15 protein-coding genes are annotated in these 17,570 nt (G+C 39.7%); 5 read left to right on the forward strand and 10 right to left on the reverse strand.

Annotation, left to right across the window (positions count from 1 at the left end; all coding sequences use genetic code 11):
- Nucleotides 1-25 precede the first annotated feature (25 nt).
- The 3 genes from FHR85_RS13095 to FHR85_RS13105 all read right to left on the reverse strand — a co-directional run bounded on the left by FHR85_RS13095 (nucleotide 26) and on the right by FHR85_RS13105 (nucleotide 3,231).
- Nucleotides 26-949 carry a PepSY domain-containing protein gene (locus tag FHR85_RS13095; protein WP_167264008.1) on the reverse strand — a complete coding sequence of 308 codons (924 nt, stop codon included), beginning with the start codon at nucleotides 947-949 and terminating at the stop codon, nucleotides 26-28.
- A 265-nt stretch (nucleotides 950-1,214) separates the two neighbouring features.
- Entirely contained in the window at nucleotides 1,215-2,555 is a 1,341-nt protein-coding gene (locus FHR85_RS13100; protein ID WP_167264009.1) for a sensor histidine kinase, read from the reverse strand.
- Nucleotides 2,542-3,231 (reverse strand): response regulator transcription factor, encoded by a 690-nt coding sequence (locus FHR85_RS13105; protein WP_167264010.1) that lies wholly within the window; start codon nucleotides 3,229-3,231, stop codon nucleotides 2,542-2,544. The genes FHR85_RS13100 and FHR85_RS13105 overlap by 14 nt, the downstream gene beginning before the upstream one ends.
- A gap of 83 nt (nucleotides 3,232-3,314) precedes the next feature.
- Between FHR85_RS13105 and FHR85_RS13110 the strand changes: the two genes are divergently transcribed.
- Entirely contained in the window at nucleotides 3,315-3,614 is a 300-nt protein-coding gene (locus FHR85_RS13110) for a TIGR04104 family putative zinc finger protein (RefSeq protein WP_167264011.1), read from the forward strand.
- Between the two features lie 14 nt (nucleotides 3,615-3,628).
- Complete coding sequence (locus tag FHR85_RS13115) at nucleotides 3,629-4,024, forward strand: thiol-disulfide oxidoreductase DCC family protein (RefSeq protein ID WP_167264012.1); 396 nt, start codon at nucleotides 3,629-3,631, stop codon at nucleotides 4,022-4,024.
- 38 nt (nucleotides 4,025-4,062) lie between these two features.
- On the opposite strand, the gene FHR85_RS13120 is transcribed toward FHR85_RS13115, so the two are convergent.
- From FHR85_RS13120 to FHR85_RS13140, 5 genes are all read right to left on the reverse strand, one after another.
- Complete coding sequence (locus tag FHR85_RS13120) at nucleotides 4,063-4,914, reverse strand: CAP domain-containing protein (protein WP_243864253.1); 852 nt, start codon at nucleotides 4,912-4,914, stop codon at nucleotides 4,063-4,065.
- Nucleotides 4,915-5,443: 529 nt separating this feature from the next.
- Nucleotides 5,444-6,640: a cystathionine gamma-synthase family protein gene (locus FHR85_RS13125; RefSeq protein ID WP_167264014.1), complete on the reverse strand. Its 1,197-nt coding sequence runs from the start codon at nucleotides 6,638-6,640 to the stop codon at nucleotides 5,444-5,446.
- Between the two features lie 84 nt (nucleotides 6,641-6,724).
- Nucleotides 6,725-7,936, reverse strand: a complete 1,212-nt coding sequence (locus FHR85_RS13130; RefSeq protein WP_208379694.1) for a M24 family metallopeptidase — start codon at nucleotides 7,934-7,936, stop codon at nucleotides 6,725-6,727.
- Between the two features lie 271 nt (nucleotides 7,937-8,207).
- Nucleotides 8,208-9,887 (reverse strand): PucR family transcriptional regulator, encoded by a 1,680-nt coding sequence (locus tag FHR85_RS13135; RefSeq protein ID WP_167264016.1) that lies wholly within the window; start codon nucleotides 9,885-9,887, stop codon nucleotides 8,208-8,210.
- Between the two features lie 163 nt (nucleotides 9,888-10,050).
- Complete coding sequence (locus FHR85_RS13140) at nucleotides 10,051-11,448, reverse strand: tyrosine phenol-lyase (protein ID WP_167264019.1); 1,398 nt, start codon at nucleotides 11,446-11,448, stop codon at nucleotides 10,051-10,053.
- A gap of 192 nt (nucleotides 11,449-11,640) precedes the next feature.
- Between FHR85_RS13140 and FHR85_RS13145 the strand changes: the two genes are divergently transcribed.
- Nucleotides 11,641-11,886 carry a GlsB/YeaQ/YmgE family stress response membrane protein gene (locus FHR85_RS13145; RefSeq protein WP_167264021.1) on the forward strand — a complete coding sequence of 82 codons (246 nt, stop codon included), beginning with the start codon at nucleotides 11,641-11,643 and terminating at the stop codon, nucleotides 11,884-11,886.
- A 61-nt stretch (nucleotides 11,887-11,947) separates the two neighbouring features.
- Here the strand turns inward: FHR85_RS13145 and FHR85_RS13150 are convergent, their stop codons facing one another.
- Both FHR85_RS13150 and FHR85_RS13155 read right to left on the reverse strand, forming a co-directional pair.
- Nucleotides 11,948-13,318 carry a dipeptidase gene (locus FHR85_RS13150; RefSeq protein WP_167264023.1) on the reverse strand — a complete coding sequence of 457 codons (1,371 nt, stop codon included), beginning with the start codon at nucleotides 13,316-13,318 and terminating at the stop codon, nucleotides 11,948-11,950.
- Nucleotides 13,319-13,579: 261 nt separating this feature from the next.
- Nucleotides 13,580-14,110, reverse strand: coding sequence for a YceI family protein (locus tag FHR85_RS13155; RefSeq protein WP_167264024.1), 531 nt, complete (start codon nucleotides 14,108-14,110; stop codon nucleotides 13,580-13,582).
- Between the two features lie 135 nt (nucleotides 14,111-14,245).
- On the opposite strand from FHR85_RS13155, the gene FHR85_RS13160 reads away from it, so the two are divergent.
- On the forward strand, nucleotides 14,246-14,557 hold the full coding sequence (locus tag FHR85_RS13160; protein WP_167264026.1) for a winged helix-turn-helix transcriptional regulator: 312 nt from the start codon (nucleotides 14,246-14,248) through the stop codon (nucleotides 14,555-14,557).
- 288 nt (nucleotides 14,558-14,845) lie between these two features.
- Nucleotides 14,846-17,332 carry a S8 family serine peptidase gene (locus tag FHR85_RS13165; RefSeq protein WP_279588366.1) on the forward strand — a complete coding sequence of 829 codons (2,487 nt, stop codon included), beginning with the start codon at nucleotides 14,846-14,848 and terminating at the stop codon, nucleotides 17,330-17,332.
- Nucleotides 17,333-17,570 lie beyond the last annotated feature (238 nt).

Below are 17,570 nucleotides of genomic sequence, written 5' to 3' on the forward strand. Positions count from 1 at the left end.
CAGGTGAAAGCGAAGAGGAATCGGATTAATCCGATTCCTCTTCTTCATTCTGATTATTTTCATTTTCTTTTTCTTCTGAGGAGGTATCATTTCGTTCTGACCACGTCACAGTTTCTACATTGCCCGAGAAACCGTTAATCTCAACGATCGCTTGTTCTTCTTCTGTAGCATTGATGGTCACGATATAATAAATAATTCCATCGATTTCTTGTAACTGAACATTGGCCACTTCCCCATCATCTTGCACTTGTTCTAATGCAATGGTCGTTGCCTCTTCTTCAGTAACGGCAAGTTCTGGTGTAGTATCTTCTGTTTCACGAGCGATAATCTCACCTGTCAATGCATCCACTTCAAGTTGAGTTCGAGTCAATTCATGTTCGATTACTAACGTAAAAATATCAGAATCATCATCCAATTCGATTGAAGTAATTTCTCCCTCAAACTCTTGATTGATTTGATTAGTCACTTCATCTGTACTTAGGCGTGTTGGTTCATCTTCAGTGTTATTTTCTTTTTCATTGTCAGGATTATTTTCATCAACATTCTGGGTGGAGTCTTGGTCATTGTTTGACTCAGAATTGTTTTCATCGTCGTTTTGTTCGGTCTGATTAGAACCTTGATTTGATGAATTTTCCTGATTTGATTGACTGGTTGTCTTTTCATCATTTTCAATTGTTGCTTCCCGTGTTAAATCAATAATCGAGCCATCTTTACCACTTACTGTGGCATGGTAGACCCCCTGTTCTCTGGTTATTTCAAATATGAAGTCATTCGATGACTCAGATTTAAAAGTGATATCACCATCGACCTGTTCTGCTAAACGATTCTCGGCATCCTGTTTAGACAACAATGCCGTTTCATCGGAAAAAATAACTGATTGGGCTAACAAAAATAACAACCCAGTTACCATCACACCTACTATAATCCAAAGTCCACTACGACGTCTCATTTTTTTCACCCTAAACTTTAGTTTGCTAAGTCTAATGATAACGAACAGAGATTAAAATAAGATTAAAACATAAAAATTTTAGCTTTCATCCATCCAGCATTTATTTAATTAGTCTCTCTATTTATTAGATAAATCCTCTAATTTATTAAATAACTTCAGGTGGTTTTGAAATAAATTCTCAAATTTGAGATAAATCCACGAATTTATGAGTAAACTTCTTCTAATTATTAAATAAATCGAGCGAGTTATTTAATAAATCAAATGGTTAGAGAATGACTTTGACGGTGGTTCCTTCACCAGGTGTGCTTGTTAGATCAAGCGATGCATCTAAGACATCAGCAAGTTCTTTAGCTAAGGCTAAACCTAAACCACTGCCACCAGTCGCTCGTTGTCTTGATTCATCGACGCGATAAAATCGTTCAAAGATTTGTTCTTGTTGAACACTTGGAATTCCTACGCCATAATCGCGAACTGTAATGACAGGTTTTTCATCGACATAATCTAGCGTCAGTTCAACTGATGAATCACTATATTTAAGGGCATTATCTAATAAAATATACAGTAATTGTTTGAGTTTCCCTTCATCTGTATAACGAGTAGTAGGTAAGGCATCAACAAATACTGTCCGTTCATAAGCTTGATGCATGTGATTAGCTACATCTTGTACTAAAGCGTCGAGATGTACTTTAGACGTGTTTAGCTGCCAATCTTGATCACGTTTAGCCAGAAGTAATAATTGTTCTGTTAAATCACGCATTCTCCTAGCTTCACTATGGATCGCTTCGATTGCTTCTTCTACCACTTCTATCCGTTCGTACCCTCGCCTTTTCACTAAATTGGCATAAGATTCGATGACAGTAATCGGTGTCCTTAATTCATGAGACGCATTCGAGACAAATTGTTCTTGCTTTTCGAAGTTAGCTTTTAGCAAGCGAATCATGTCATTGAATGTTTGGCTCATAGTAAACAATTCGTCTTTAGAGCGTTTAGGAAGAGAAATTTCTTGAAACGTTTCATTCTCTTTAATCCGATTCATTGTCTGAATTAGCGACTGAATCGGTTCTAAAACCAAGTCAGCAACGAGTTTACCAGAGATGACAACTGGCACAATTGCAATTAAAGCAACGAGTAAAATCACTAATTGCAGATTCGCCAACGTTTCATCCAAAGCATCTAATCGTTCAACCATTTGGACGTAAACAACATCACCTTCATTCCAAATGATGGGTTGTTGCACGAATGAAACAGTTGATCCATCGACATCGTTTAATCGAGTAACGACGCGCCCTTCCTTTTCTGGTAATGAAGCTCGATATAAACCAACTTGTCTATTCGCTGTAACGGACGTCATCATTTCAAATGATTGATTAACGACTCGAATTGCCCCATTTGATGGGACATAAGCACGCAATAGATCTTCCGTTTGTACAGAAGAATTAAGATCATGAACGTTGGAAGTCATCGCTTGTGCTTCTTGATCTAAACGATTTAACTCTCGGTCATAAGCTTCCTCAGCAAATAATACATAAATAGCAACAGAGAAGGCAATAAGTAATACAATAAACAACCCGGTTGTCGCGACAAAAATTTTATTACGTAGTTTCATACGGATCCTTTAGCACGTAGCCGACACCTCTGACTGTATGGATAAGAGGTGACTCGTCTTCTTGATCAACTTTCTTACGTAAGTAACGGACATAAACGTCGACAACATTCGTGTCACCAACGAAATCATATCCCCAAACAGCATTTAAAATTTGCTCACGCGACAACACTTGTCTTGGATGCCGAAGAAGTAATACAAGCAAGTCAAATTCCTTAGGTGTTAATTCAATCGTTCGATCCCCACGAATGACATCACGTGTTGATACATTTAAATGAAGAGGCGGAAAGTTCAACCAATCACCATCATCTTCTATTTCCATAGAACGTAGATGTGCCCTGATTCGTGCGAGCAATTCTTCGATTTGAAAGGGTTTGGTGACGTAATCCTGCGCTCCGCTATCCAGTCCCGTCACTTTATCTTCAACTGTGTCTTTAGCCGTCAACATAATGACAGGTGTCGTTTGGTTATGCTTTCGATAACGTTTTAAAATATCTAATCCACTCATCTCAGGTAGCATAATATCAAGTAAAATGAGGTCAAATGTTTTGTCACGCATGATTTCAAGGGCATCATAGCCAGTGGCAACAGTCGTGATCCCATACCCTTCAAATTCTAATTCCAACTGTAAAACACGCGCGATTTTAGCTTCATCTTCAACAACTAAGATATGCGTCATCTCATCACCCTTCTGTTACGACATTTTCTAAGGTCTATGATATCATAAAGGGAAAAGCAATACAGATTATTGAGGTGATTTCGATGTTCTCGTGTGCAAGTTGTGGCTATAAGTTCAAATATAAAGAAGCTATGCCGTTTAGTTGGAATGCTCGTGTTGGCCGTGATTGCCCAAATTGCGGGACGCGGCAATATTACTCTGCAGCAAGTCGTAAGAAGTCCATGTATTTTACCCTAGTCGGCATGATCATCATCATTTTTTCGAACAGCATTAATCTGCCATTACCCTATGTATTTTTAATCGCAGGCGTCATGGTAAGTGCGTTATTATTACTAACGCCTTTTATATTTGAATTATCAGATGAAGAAGAACCCATGTGGTGATGAAGGATGCTAATATGAAAACCGTTATTTTCTTTGATGGCGTTTGTAACTTATGTAATGGTATTGTTCAATGGTTGATTGAACGTGATCATCAGGATTCACTTCGCTTTGCTCCGCTTCAAAGTGATTTAGGTAGACGTGTCTTAGACGATACTGGATCAGCCGATTTAGACAGTATTATTGTCATTCGAAACAAACAACTCTATGTAAAGTCTGATGCTGTTTTAGTCATTGCTGAGGAGTTAGGCCGACCTTACCAAAATTTAAGCTTACTCAAATGGCTCCCTAAACAGGTTCGTGATGTAGGCTATGACTTCGTTGCCAATAATCGTAAACGTATATTTGGTGAGCAAGAATCATGTATGATGCCGACACCTGACTTAAAGCAGAAGTTTTTAAATGTTAAATAAGCACGTGTTTCCTTCATATTCGGAAACACGTGCTTTTTTTATTTAGCAATAAACATTTGTGTCCAATAAGGATTCATACGACCACTATCTTCATAGCCAATACCAATATGAGTAAAGGCATCATTTAGAATGTTTTCACGGTGCCCTTTACTATTCATCCAGCTATTAACGACTTTTTCAGCTGTTGATTGTCCAGCTGCAATATTCTCTCCTGCAGCGGTATAAGATACATTAAATTGGTCAAGCATATCGAATGGTGACCCGTATGTCGGTGATTGGTGACTGAAATAGTTCTGATCAGCCATATCAACCGATTTACGTTGAGCTACATCCGTCACTTCTGAATCATGTTTAAGTGGACTCAAACCATTCTCTTCTCGTTTTGCATTCGTCAATCGAATCACTTCATCAACCATTGACTGATTTGTCGTCACATCGCCTGATTCTTGACCATTATTTGTTTCATTATTTCGTGCTTCATTTTGACCTTGTTCTTGACCATTTTGTTGGCCTTGTTGACCGCGATCATTTTCACCTTGTCCTTGGCCGTTCTGTTGACGATTCGTGTTATCTTGTCCACGTTGACCTTCTTCGGTTTGACCAGGATCAGGATTACCTTCACGATCAAAGAAATTAAATGGGACGAAACGATTACCGTCACCACGTTGATTCCCGTCTTGATTATTTTCATATTGAAAACGATTGGCGTCGTTACGATTGTCTGACGTGTCGCGATCTGCCTGATTATTACCGTTCCCATCACCTGTGAATCCAATATCGGTCATGTTTGTACCATCATTGACATTATCATTCGGTTCAGACTCTTCTTGGCAAGCCGTTAATAAAAGCATAATTGCCATTACACCGATCAACCACTTCGTTACTCGCATCTTTAGCATACCTCCTTTCTTCTCTGTTGCATTTATAGCTTGTGCGCTTGTCAGGAGATGATACTGGGTGGATTTTGGAAAAAGAAGCATGTCTATTCAATAAAATCATTAAAATGAGAAGGCATTGTTTTTAAATGTCCTTCTCACCTAAAAAAGTACTTATGATTTTGGATTTGTTAAAGATTGGTTCTTGTTTTCAACTAATTTAGCACTGAGTTGTTAAATTGTAAGTAGCGAAGGTGGCGACTCCTGGTCGACTAAGTTCGGTCACGTCCTGTGACCAACGTCGACATTAGGCCGTCCGGGCCGTCACAGGAATAGCACGAGTCTCGAGACCCCCAGAGGCACACAGGATGTGGGTCACTTCGGCGTTTGTGATTGACGTCCGGTATTTAGCCGAAGTTCCTTTAGCAGCCGAGGAGGCTCGAGCCGTGCCTGCGGAAAGCGTCCACCGATAGCGGATTACAATTTAATAACGGACTTAATCATAGCGAAATTTTGATTGTGTAGAAAACCAACCTCTTAAAAATTATTTGCTTAAAGCCTCTTTAGGTAATTTTGCAAAAGCTTGCTCTAAGTCTTGAATTAAGTCATCAATATCTTCAATACCTGCACTATATCTTATTAAACCTTCAGGAATGCCCATTGCGGCACGTTCTTCTGGTGTACATTCGACATGACTCGTTAAAGCAGGTGGTCCGACGATGGTTTGAACACAACCAAGACTTGCTGCACGCTTAGCTAATTTTAAATGAGGTAACAGTTGGTACACTGTATCTAAACCACCTTTCACGGAAAAGCTAAGCATACCGCCGAAACCTTTCATCTGTTTTTTAGCGATGTCATGACCTGTGTGGCTCTCTAATCCAGGATAAAAAACATCTTCTACCCACTCAACTGACTGCAAATACTTAGCGACTTGCATCGCATTCTGATTCTGTCTTTCTAATCGTAAATGGAGTGTTTTCATTCCTCGTAATAAAAAGTATGCTGCTTGCGGATTTAATGTTGCTCCGTTAATTTCACGGTAATGATACACTTGGTCGATCAAATGCTGCGATCCGCAGACTATACCACCTAATGCATCTGAGTGACCTCCAAGATATTTCGTCGCACTATGCAAGACAATATCCACACCAAAATCGAGTGGATTTTGATTGACTGGCGATGCAAAAGTGCCATCAATAACAACAAGGGCTCCTACATCATGACCTGCTTTTGCCATACGCTCTATATCAATCAGTTTTAACGTTGGATTTGTCGGTGATTCTAAATAAACAAGTTTACAACCCTTGGCAATTTCTCGTTTCATCTCTTCATGATCACCAGTTTCGCAAAAGACAACCTCAACGCCAGTATTAGGTAAGAATTCCGTAAAAATTTTATTAGTGCCACCGTAAGTATCTTTGACCGTGACGACACGATCACCAGGACGTACAAATGCATTTAGAGTTCCAGATATAGCTGCCATACCTGTCGCAAAAGCCGTTGCTGCTTCTGCTCCTTCTAAATCTTTCACTTTATCTTCAAAAGCTTGCGTCGTTGGGTTAGTATTACGACCATACACATGGCCTTCTTGCTTACCAGTTGCAATTGCATTCCATTCATCCATATCATCATATCCAAATGAAACACTGTGTACTACGGGTACTTGCGTTGCACCGTATGACAACTGCTCTTTCTCACCTGACCATAGAGCTTTTGTAGCTGGTTTGAATTCTGTCATGATAACCCCTCCTCAATGTATTCATAAAAAGGCGACCTCACATTGTGTCAAAGCCGCCACCCGCTTGATCACCATGGATTAAGTTTAACTTATAATGCCTTGGCTATTAGTCGGAAAGTGATATGGGCTCGTTACGATTAACTCGCGCGAATAATTCGTCAGCAATTCTGCGCCTTGATTGGTCACAACAAAGGATTCGCTCATTTCGATCCCATCTGAATCGAACCATAACCCTGGGATAAAGTGAAACGTCATATTCGGTTCAAGTACCGTCTTATCACCTTTACGGATACTTGCCGTGTGCTCTCCCCAGTCGGGTGGGTAATTCAATCCGACTGCATAACCAAGACGTGACTCTTTTTCAATGCCATAACGACGGGTTGATTCTCGCCAAGCTTCTTCCAATTCTTCTAGATAAACACCTGGTTTGGCACGTTCGAGCACATTTTCAATTCCTTCTTGGACAATCTGATTTAATCGTTCTAAACGATCGGATGCATGACCAACCGAAACTGTCCGTGCTAATGGTGCATGATAGCGTTCATAACAACCAGATAATTCTATAATAACGGCATTACCTTCCTCAAAATAACGATCAAACCACGTTAAATGGGGTGAAGACGTATTTTCACCTGTCGGGATCATCGGCACAATCGATGGATAATCGCCTCCAAATTCTTCAGTTCCTTTGATTAATTCATAATAAATCGCAGCAGCGGCATCGTTTTCTCTTGCTCCTGTATGAATCGCATGAATTCCTGCCTGCATCGCTCTCTCTGAAATTTGTCCTGCTCGTCGCATATATTCTAGTTCTTGATCTGATTTAACGATACGAACCCAATTGACGAGTGAAGTTGCATCGATAAAGGTCGCATTCGGTAATTTTTGAAGTAATGTTATATAAGCTTTAGCTGAGAAATAGTATTGATCCATCTCAACGCCGATTCTGCGATTACCATGGCCTATTTCAGTTAAGATTTCAGCAATGAATTGCATAGGATGATACACTTCTGAATTCACATAGTAATCAGGATAAGACATGATATGTTCATCATACATCCATGTTGTTGCCTTCGCTCCGTTTTCATCCATTAACCGGCCGATCCAAATTGGTTGCGGTTCATCTATCATGACAATCAACATTTGATGCACATAAAACGACCACGCATCATACCCTGATAGATAATTCATATTGGCAGGATCCGTAATCAGCAATACGTCTACCCCTTTTTTTGCCATTCGAGTTTTCGTTTTCTTAAGGCGTTCTTGATATTCTAAAATATCAAACGTCAACATAATTAACGCCTCCCTTCTTTAATTGACTGAATTTTTTAAATGTTTTGTTATGTTTATTGTATTCCCGTTAGAGCTGGTTTGATAATGTGCAAAGTGTATGAAGTTTTCAGGAAAGTATTTATACACTTTTTGAAAGCGCTATCATTTATTAGATAAATCCTTTGATTTTTGAAATAAATTGCTCGAGTTTTGAAATAAGTAGCCTAATTTATTTCAAAACTCCATAGAACATAAAAAAACTTGGCATGCGCCAAGTTTTTCATTCTTCCTCTTATTTGAATTGCTTTAGCAACCACAGTCTGACGCTTAATTCGAGCATAAACGAATCATCTGCATCAACTAGAGTCAAACCTGTCAATTGTTCAATATTACGCAAACGATATAATAACGATTGGCGATGTAAATTAAGGGCTCGTGATGTTTGGCTGACATTTCCTTTAAACTTCTGATAGGTCATAAAGGTATGAATTAAGTCCGTTTGTCGTTTACGATCATACTCAATTAAAGGATTCACTGTTTCCCGTACCATGTCAATTAGAGCCTCGTTATCAGCCACATTCATTAACAAGCGATTGACTTTCGTCTCTTCAAAAAACGTTCGATCACCAAAACCAGCTTCATCTGTATGAATATCTAGGGCCGTTCGTGCTTCTTGATAACTCTCATAAAATGCTCGCATCCCATTAGCGTGTAAACCAATGCCCCAAGCAAAATAAACATGAGCTAACTGATCATGCAATCGTCGTTCAACCATATCTAAAAAGTGATTAACCGTCTCTTGATACCCTGAATGGTCTATTTCTAAAAATATAATGACTTCTCCTTCATCAAATGAAGACATTGTTTTGCGTTCTAGTTGCTGACTAGCATGAGTTATTTCTTTCTGTACATAATAGTTCAGACTATGTAACGATGATTGCCCAGGTTGATCGTAGTGATCATCCCAATCCGTTTCAATTTCTTTTAATTGAAAATCTCCAACAATACAAGCATAAGGTAAAGTTAAGTCATACCCTAACAATTCTCCTTTAGACAACATTTTAGCATCAAGGGCTGTATCATCTTTTGCTAACTGCAAGACAAAGTTATCCTTTAAACGAATTTCTGTCTTTTCTACAGCGTTTTCAGTTAAAAAATATAGCGCACAGGCTGTTAAACCGTGTTCTAAGGCATGCATTGTAAACCAATTTAGCTCTTCTGCAGATTTCGGCATCACCAACAAATAACCTTGCTTCTTATTATTCGAGAAAATCGTTAACTCATAACATGTTTTCTCACCGACTAAGTATTGATTTAAATGGTGATAAAGTGGATGCTCCGTTAGTGGTAGATCAGGACGAGCAAGTCGTTCAACGGCTATATCACGCTCGCCATTTAGAGCAGCAATCACATCAGCATCAAAATCACAATTAGCTCGAATATTCTTCTCATCGTCACTGATCGCAACAGGAATTTCAATGGCATGATATAATTGGTTCATTAACTCCTCCAATGTACAGCCATTCAAAACACTCGTTACTAGCGCTTGGCGCAATGCTTCAACTCGATTACGATTAGACTCATTTTCTTCATTGATGAGTTGAATCACACGATGAATAATATCAGAGAAACGCGTTTGCCATGAGACTTCGATTAATGTGAAATCGTGTTCTTGGGCAAGCTTCAGCACCTCTTGAGGTATATTAGATACATAGCGGCCAGTTGCAATCATTAAGGCTGTTGCCCCTGAATCAATAATATCTTGAACAAAGGAACGAAATATTGAGGGGTGATCCTCACAACCAATCCCTGTCGACAGAACAAATTCATGTTTACGAACAAAATTTTCAACCGGAATCTCAATGACTGATATCCATTCAATGTCGCGTTGATCAAGTTCTGTTTCACCAGTATGAACAACCGCTTCATTCATAATATCAAAATTAAGCACATCACGCATTGACACGCCCATGTTCTCACCTTCTCTCCTATCTGTTCTTTTATTATAGATGGATTTAGTGAAAACCGTCAATTCAGAATATTGCGATATTTAATAAAAAAGTGTCGGCTTAGGTAAACCGACACTTTTCATAAATCATATTTGAATTAATTATTTGCTAAAAGAACGTAACAAATCACGATTCATTTGCGATTAACATACTTTTTAACGGCGAAAAACGGGCGTTAAAGAAGCGTAATGTTGGCGGTTCATAATCCATTGATAAGCCTTTGATTTGTTCTCTTTTATTATAAAGATTAATCACTGAATCAGCGACAACATCCATATGGCTATTGGTATAGACGCGTCTAGGGATTGTTAGTCTTACCATTTCTAGTTTCGGTACATTATGTTCCCCGGTTTCTTTATTACGCCCAGCCGAAACAATGCCTCGCTCCATCGAACGAACACCTGAATCAAGATAAAGTGCTGCTGCTAGTGATTGTGATGGGAACATTTCCCGGTCTAAATGACTTAAAAATGCTTTAGCATCTAAATATACAGCATGACCACCAATTGGACGGACAATCGGAACGCCTGCTTCCATTAATTGTTCGCCTAAATAACGGACTTGCTTAATCCGATGTTCAATATAAGCATCATCCATCGATTCGTACATCCCTTGAGCCATGGCTTCCATATCACGACCAGCCATTCCACCATAAGACGGCATCCCTTCATATACGACAACTAACTCACGAGCTCGTGTATATAAATCAAAATCATTCATCGCTAGGAAACCACCAATATTAACTAGCGGATCCTTCTTACCACTCATGGTGCAGCCATCAGAGAATTTGAACATGTCACGGACAATATCTTTAATCGGGCGGTTTTGTTGGCCCTCTTCTCTTTCTTGGATGAAATAAGCATTTTCAACGCAACGGGTCGCATCGAACATAACGTCAATTCCATGCTCTTGGCATAAGGTATAAGTCTCTTTCAAATTCGCTAAGCTAACTGGTTGGCCCCCTGCCATGTTGACCGTCACAGCGACACAGACATAAGGGATTTTATCAGCTCCGACCTCATCAATTAATTCTTCTAATTTCACAAGATCCACATTACCTTTAAAATCAAGCTCAGCTGAAGGATCATGTGCCTCATCAATAATGACATCTACAAATGTACCACCATTCATTTCTTGGTGAGCACGAGTTGTCGTAAAGTACATGTTACCAGGAACGTAATCTCCAGGCTGAATTTTCATCTGTGATAATAAATTCTCAGCCCCGCGACCTTGATGGGTCGGAATCACATAATCATAGCCAAATAAATCTTGCACCGCATGTTCTAGCTTGTACCAACTTTTACTTCCGGCGTAGGCCTCATCACCCATCATCAGCGCGCCCCACTGTTTATCGCTCATCGCATTCGTACCGCTATCTGTTAACAAGTCAATATAAACATCTTCACTATCAAGTAAAAATGTATTGTAACCTGCTCGTTTCAACGCTTCCTCTCGTTCTTCGCGGTTAAGCATCGTCAGTGGTTCGACCGCCTTTATTTTATACGGTTCAGCTGTGCGTCGCATTCAAACACCCCTTTTTATATTTTCTTAATTTTCAGTATATAAAGACGCTTAAAAACTAACAAGCACACTCATAAAAAGATAAACGCTTTAACGTCATAAAATTTACGTCATTTTGCATCTAAATCCTTAATGTTTAATAGAACATTAAAAAAGGGTAATGTTTGAATAAAAGAAGAAAGGAGTGCTTTTCAGATGTTAGAACTCATATTATTTATTATTGTCGGCGGCCTAATCGGTTGGATTGGAGGTATGCTGATTGGTGGCACACCTGGTGGAATTATCGGAAATATCGTGAGTGGCTTTGTTGGCGCTTGGATTGGTCATAATCTATTTGGAACAATTGGCCCAGAAGTCATGGGGATTGCTGTATTCCCTGCCATTGTTGGTGCACTGATCTTTGTTGCGATCTTAAGTTTAATCATGAAAGTTGTAAAGTAGACAAATTTTTTCCCCCATTTAATAAAGAAAGCTCGGCCAGGATTCTGGCCGAGCTTTCTTCTTATTGTTCACCTAACAAATACATGTAATGGACGAGTGTTTCCATACCTTGGTCGAAGTTTTCTAAGTGGAAATGTTCATTTGGTGCGTGTAGGTTTTCATCTGGTAAACCAAAGCCCATTAACACCACGGGCACATTTAAGATACGATCCAATTCAGCTACAATCGGAATCGATCCTCCTCCACGAACATAAGCCGTATCATTTTGATAAACCGTTTCGTAGGCTTGAGCCGCTTTCTGGATAACAGGATGATCAAATGGTGTCACATATGGCTTACCTTTATCAAATGGCGTGACACTCACATTCACACCCACTGGAGCCTGAGCATGAACATGTTTCGTCAGTTGTTGAACAATATGTTCTGGATCCTGGTCAGGTACCAAACGACAAGTGATCTTAGCCGTTGCTTGATTTGGTAACACTGTCTTGATGCCTTCCCCTTGGAATCCACCATAAATACCGTTAACTTCTAAAGTTGGACGGACAGAGGTGCGCTCAACATAAGAATAACCGGCTTCACCATCTAGGGCTGGAACACCAAGGTCATCTTTTAACTGTTCTTCATCAACTGACACGCGCGCTAACGCATCACGCTCATCTTGCGTTAATTCAGGAATATCGCGGTAAAAATCTTCTACTTGAATGAAATTATTATCATCACGGAACGAATCCACGATTTTAACAAGCGCATGAATTGGGTTTACGACGCCTCCACCATATTCACCTGAATGGAGATCACTATTCGCCCCTTCAACATCAATTTGAATACCTGCTAGACCACGCAAACCGTACGTGATTGTCGGTTTTCCTTTTTCAACTAAGGCCGAATCAGACACAATTACAAGGTCAGCATTAAGTTGATTAGCATGCTCATCCGCAAACTTCGGTAAATTTGGGCTACCGATCTCCTCTTCACCTTCAATTAATACTTTGAAGTTTACAGGTGGCGCATCATCTTGGTTAATGACAGCCTCCATCACTTTCAAATGCATAAAGACTTGTCCTTTATCATCAGTCGCGCCACGTGCATAAATTTTCTCATCACGAATTGTTGGTTCAAACGGCTCCGAATCCCATAAATGGACAGGGTCAACTGGTTGTACGTCATAATGACCGTAAACTAAAACGGTCGGCGCATTACCATCTGCTATGTATTCACCATAAACAACTGGGTGGCCGTCTGTTTCCATGATCTTAGCCTCTTGGAAACCAATATTATGAAGTTCTTGTTCTACCCACTGAGCACCGCGCAATGTATCTTCCTTGTGTTCAGATAATGAACTAATACTTGGGATTTTCAAAAAATCTTGAAGTTCCTCTAGATGACGTTCACGATTATCTTTTAAAAACTGAATAACTTGCTTCTGCATAACTGCCCCTCCTTAAACTAATTCTTCATTCCATTATAAAATAAAAGGACTGATTGTGCATGACTTAATCATTAAAAATAACGTTTTAATCACTATTTAATTTCGGTGATTTTAATTGATTATGTAATAGAAATGATATTAGAATCAACTAGAGTAAGACTCTAAAACCATGAATGCGACCAGGCAGAGCACTACCTATCCCACATAACATTAGATTTAACCAATTAAAAAAGAGAGGCCGTAGCCTCTCTTTAAGTCACTCTATTCTTCAATTACAAATTCAAGTGCTGCTTGAACTTTGACTTCTTTACCAATTAATACGCCACCTGTTTCAAGTGGTGCGTTCCATGTTAAACCATAGTCTTCGCGATTGATTTTACCTTCGATATCAAAACCAGCAACCATGTTACCACCCATTGGATCTTTCGCAACACCGTTTGCTTCAACTTTGAACGTTTCTTCATTTGTTACATCTTTAATTGTAACATCTGCAACCATTTCATATTCTGAATCAGCTACTTTATTAAATGATTTAGACTGAACAGTGATCGTTGGATAATTTTCTACATCGAAAAAGTCTTCTGATTTTAAGTGACCGTTACGATCTTCTTGGTTTGTTTCAATTGAATCTACATAAACAGTTGCTTTCGCATTAACTGAGTCTAAATCTTTAGGATTACCACTTACTTCAACATCGAAGTTTTGGAATTCACCTTTCGCTTTAGATACCATCATGTGTTTGACTTGGAAATCAATCGAGCTGTGTACTTTGTCTAGTGATACTTGTGCCATAAATATAGCCTCCTTAAATTATGTTACTTACTTTATGTAACTAACTATACATAAATAATTTAATAAAGTCAAGTAAGTAAAATGATTTTCAATCGTCAACAAATTGGTTATAATGTAAGCAAGAGGTGATCGCATATGGATCAAACGATTTGCCCGAAATTCGAAAAAGCTTTATCCATTATGAACAAACGCTGGACTTCACTAATTATTTTTCAACTATTAGAAGGCTCTCAGCGTTTTTGTGAAATAGAGTCCGCCATTGGCGTCAGTGGACGCGTTTTATCAGAACGCCTAAAAGATTTAGAGAAAGAAGGAATGGTGACGCGCACTGTTCACGACGAAACGCCTGTGCGGATCGAATATTCCTTAACGGATAAAGGCCATTCTCTTAAGCCAGCGCTTAATCAAATCCAGTCGTGGGCTGATGAATGGGTTGAAGCGGAATAACTTATGAGATACTCTCGCTTATAAAGCGGGAGTATTTTTTAGGTCTAAAGCATCAACCTCTTCTCACTACCTTGTGTAAATTGACTATTCACCCCGAATTTAACGTTCGAATGACCTATTCGATTTTCCCCTCACAATTTTTTATTCCCACTCACACAAATGCTAAAACATTTATTGTTCAAATTTTCTAAATATTAGTTATATAGTCGCAAGGGATTTAAATTACTTTTATGGAATAGTTAAGTTGTGCGCCATATGGCGAAACAATAAATCTTAGGAGGGAATTGAATGTCGAGAAGGTTGCGCAAGTTTTTATTAGGGGTTACCGCCTTTTTACTGGCTCTCAGTGTATTCATTATGTCTACAGATTATGCTGAAGCAAAGGGCAAAGGTAAAAGCAAAGGTAATAATAAACATCAAGACACAAGTGAAGCAAGTGGCGAACTACAAAAGACTGGAACCATTCACGGTGAGTTTGATTATGAGTCTGATGAGGCCGTTACAGTTATTGTTGAAATGACCTCTCCTTCTGTCTTAGAAGGTAAACATCAAAATACATCCGTAGATCGTGATACGTTAAAAGAAGAACGTGGTACTGTCATTGATCGCATCCAATTAATCTCAGAATCAAGTGAGGTTAACCGCGAATATGATTACGTCTTTAGTGGTTTTTCACTTGAAGTTAAACAAAGCGATATTAGAGCAATCGCTGCTGTTAACGGAGTTGAAGCTGTTTATCCAAACGTTAAACACGAAGTAACAAAAGTTGATGAACAATCTTTTAGCCAAGATGAGGTATCACCTGAAATGATTGATACTGCTCCTCATATCGGTGCACCAGATGTATGGGAAGATCTTGGTTACACAGGAGAAGGTGTGACAGTCGGGGTTATTGACACAGGTGTCGATTACACACACCCAGACCTTGATCATGCCTTTGGTGACTATAAGGGCTATGACTTTGTCGATCAAGATAAAGACCCTCAAGAAACACAGCCTGAACAAGGTGAAGTCACTAATCATGGTTCACACGTAGCTGGAACGATTGCCGCTAACGGAGTCATCCAAGGTGTTGCACCCGAAGCTGATATACTTGGTTATCGAGTGCTAGGACCTGGTGGTAGTGGTACTACAGATAACGTCATCGCAGGGATTGAACGTGCCGTTGAAGATGGCGTCGATGTCATGAATTTATCTTTAGGTAATACGAATAATGATCCAGACTTCGCGACGTCTCTTGCACTTGATAACGCTATGCAAGACGGTGTTGTTGCTGTTTCTTCAAATGGTAATAGCGGTCCAAGCGATTGGACAGTTGGCTCACCAGGTACAAGCCGTGAAGCTATATCTGTTGGGGCAAGTGAACTGCCATATATGCTTTATAACGTCGGAATCGATGTAAATGGATTAAGTGCTGATAGTGCAGATGTGATGGGTACACCTTCATCTGAAGCACTTCAAGCATTGAATGAAGGTGAATATGAATTAGCACAAGCTGGATTAGGGTCAGCTGACGAAGTGGCGGAAGTTGACTTAGAAGGGAAAATAGCTTTAGTCGAACGTGGTGAATATCCATTCGTTGATAAAGCTGAAAACGTTGCCGCGGCAGGTGCCGTCGGAATGGTAATTTATAATAATGTTGAAGGTACACAACCACGTGTCGGTGGTATGGCTTTACCTACCATTAAAATGTCTAAGGCTGACGGTGCTGCTTTAGTTGATTCAGTAGAATCTGGAGAGAAAACAATCACATTCAATATTGAAGAAGATGGCTTATCAGGTGAGACCATCGCAGACTTCTCTTCACGAGGCCCTGTAACAGATACTTGGATGATTAAACCTGATGTTAGTGCACCTGGGGTTAATGTCATTAGTACTGTTCCAACCCATAATGGTGCCATGCCACATGCCTATGCGGCGATGTCTGGTACAAGTATGGCAGCTCCTCATGTCGCAGGGGCAGCAGCATTAGTTGTTCAAGCACATGAAGACTGGGATGTCGATGAAGTGAAAGGTGCCCTAATGAACACAGCTGAACCACTCGAAGATTTAAGTGGTGAGCGCTACCCGAACAATACCCAAGGTGCTGGTAGTATCCGTGTTCCTGATGCAATTACGACTGATACACTGATGGCACCAGGTTCATATTCATTCGGTACATTTGAAAAAGACAATGGTAAAGAAGTTGAACGCCAACACTTTGAAATCGAAAACCTATCCAATGAGCGTAAACGTTACGATATGGACGTGACCTTATTTGATGGTAATGACCACATCAAAGTGATGACGAGCAATAACTTAAACGTTAAAGCTGGCGGTACGCAAAAAGTGAACATGAACGTTCAAGTCGATGCTGGAAAACTTGATGGCGGATATTATGAGGGATTGATTACGTTGAAAGAAGATAACGAAACAATCGAAATCCCTACTGTCCTATTCGTCCAAGATCCATATGATGTATTCGAAATTGACGACCTTATGGCTCATGGTGACTTCACATTAGACCAAGGCATTTTCGATGTCACACTTGGATTCAATTACGATATTGAGTACGTCGATTTTGCGATCTACGACTCAGGATTATCAGCTGGAGCCGTCATTGCTCAAGCAGGTGCTCATGACGCAGGCGAACACAACTTCACAATTGATGCGAGTCCAATCTTGCCTCAATTACCTGCAATCTTACCTTCTGATGGTTATAACTTCGTCGTCTTTGTCGGCAAAGGAGATAAAGAAGAAGGTTGGGTACTCGGCGAATTTGATTTAGACGAATAATCTATATCGAGTAGGAGGAGGTGATTAACCTCCGACCTCTCACACCACCGTACGTACGGTTCCGTATACGGCGGTTCAATTTTATTTAAACACGTACTTTCTTATAATGTTGTGCAGAGGAGACTAGCCCGAATTGGGCTAGTCTCTTGTTGGTTATTGTGGTTGTAAGAATCCAGGAGTAAGCGGTGCGAACCGCACCTTTACTTGTATAGCTGTTTCTGTAAGCATTGTATTTACT

The sequence above is a fragment of the Alkalibacillus almallahensis genome, from assembly GCF_011761495.1.
In the GTDB taxonomy this organism is placed as follows: domain Bacteria; phylum Bacillota; class Bacilli; order Bacillales; family Alkalibacillaceae; genus Alkalibacillus; species Alkalibacillus almallahensis.

Coding starts and splice junctions, on each gene's coding strand:
- FHR85_RS13155 (WP_167264024.1), bottom strand. CDS start 14,110: ATGGCACAAGTATCACTAGACAAAGTACACAGCTCGATTGATTTCCAA.
- FHR85_RS13150 (WP_167264023.1), bottom strand. CDS start 13,318: ATGCAGAAGCAAGTTATTCAGTTTTTAAAAGATAATCGTGAACGTCAT.
- FHR85_RS13120 (WP_243864253.1), bottom strand. CDS start 4,914: ATGCGAGTAACGAAGTGGTTGATCGGTGTAATGGCAATTATGCTTTTA.
- FHR85_RS13165 (WP_279588366.1), top strand. CDS start 14,846: ATGTCGAGAAGGTTGCGCAAGTTTTTATTAGGGGTTACCGCCTTTTTA.
- FHR85_RS13115 (WP_167264012.1), top strand. CDS start 3,629: ATGAAAACCGTTATTTTCTTTGATGGCGTTTGTAACTTATGTAATGGT.
- FHR85_RS13145 (WP_167264021.1), top strand. CDS start 11,641: ATGTTAGAACTCATATTATTTATTATTGTCGGCGGCCTAATCGGTTGG.
- FHR85_RS13105 (WP_167264010.1), bottom strand. CDS start 3,231: ATGACGCATATCTTAGTTGTTGAAGATGAAGCTAAAATCGCGCGTGTT.
- FHR85_RS13135 (WP_167264016.1), bottom strand. CDS start 9,887: ATGGGCGTGTCAATGCGTGATGTGCTTAATTTTGATATTATGAATGAA.
- FHR85_RS13140 (WP_167264019.1), bottom strand. CDS start 11,448: ATGCGACGCACAGCTGAACCGTATAAAATAAAGGCGGTCGAACCACTG.
- FHR85_RS13160 (WP_167264026.1), top strand. CDS start 14,246: ATGGATCAAACGATTTGCCCGAAATTCGAAAAAGCTTTATCCATTATG.
- FHR85_RS13125 (WP_167264014.1), bottom strand. CDS start 6,640: ATGACAGAATTCAAACCAGCTACAAAAGCTCTATGGTCAGGTGAGAAA.
- FHR85_RS13100 (WP_167264009.1), bottom strand. CDS start 2,555: ATGAAACTACGTAATAAAATTTTTGTCGCGACAACCGGGTTGTTTATT.
- FHR85_RS13130 (WP_208379694.1), bottom strand. CDS start 7,936: ATGTTGACGTTTGATATTTTAGAATATCAAGAACGCCTTAAGAAAACG.
- FHR85_RS13110 (WP_167264011.1), top strand. CDS start 3,315: ATGTTCTCGTGTGCAAGTTGTGGCTATAAGTTCAAATATAAAGAAGCT.
- FHR85_RS13095 (WP_167264008.1), bottom strand. CDS start 949: ATGAGACGTCGTAGTGGACTTTGGATTATAGTAGGTGTGATGGTAACT.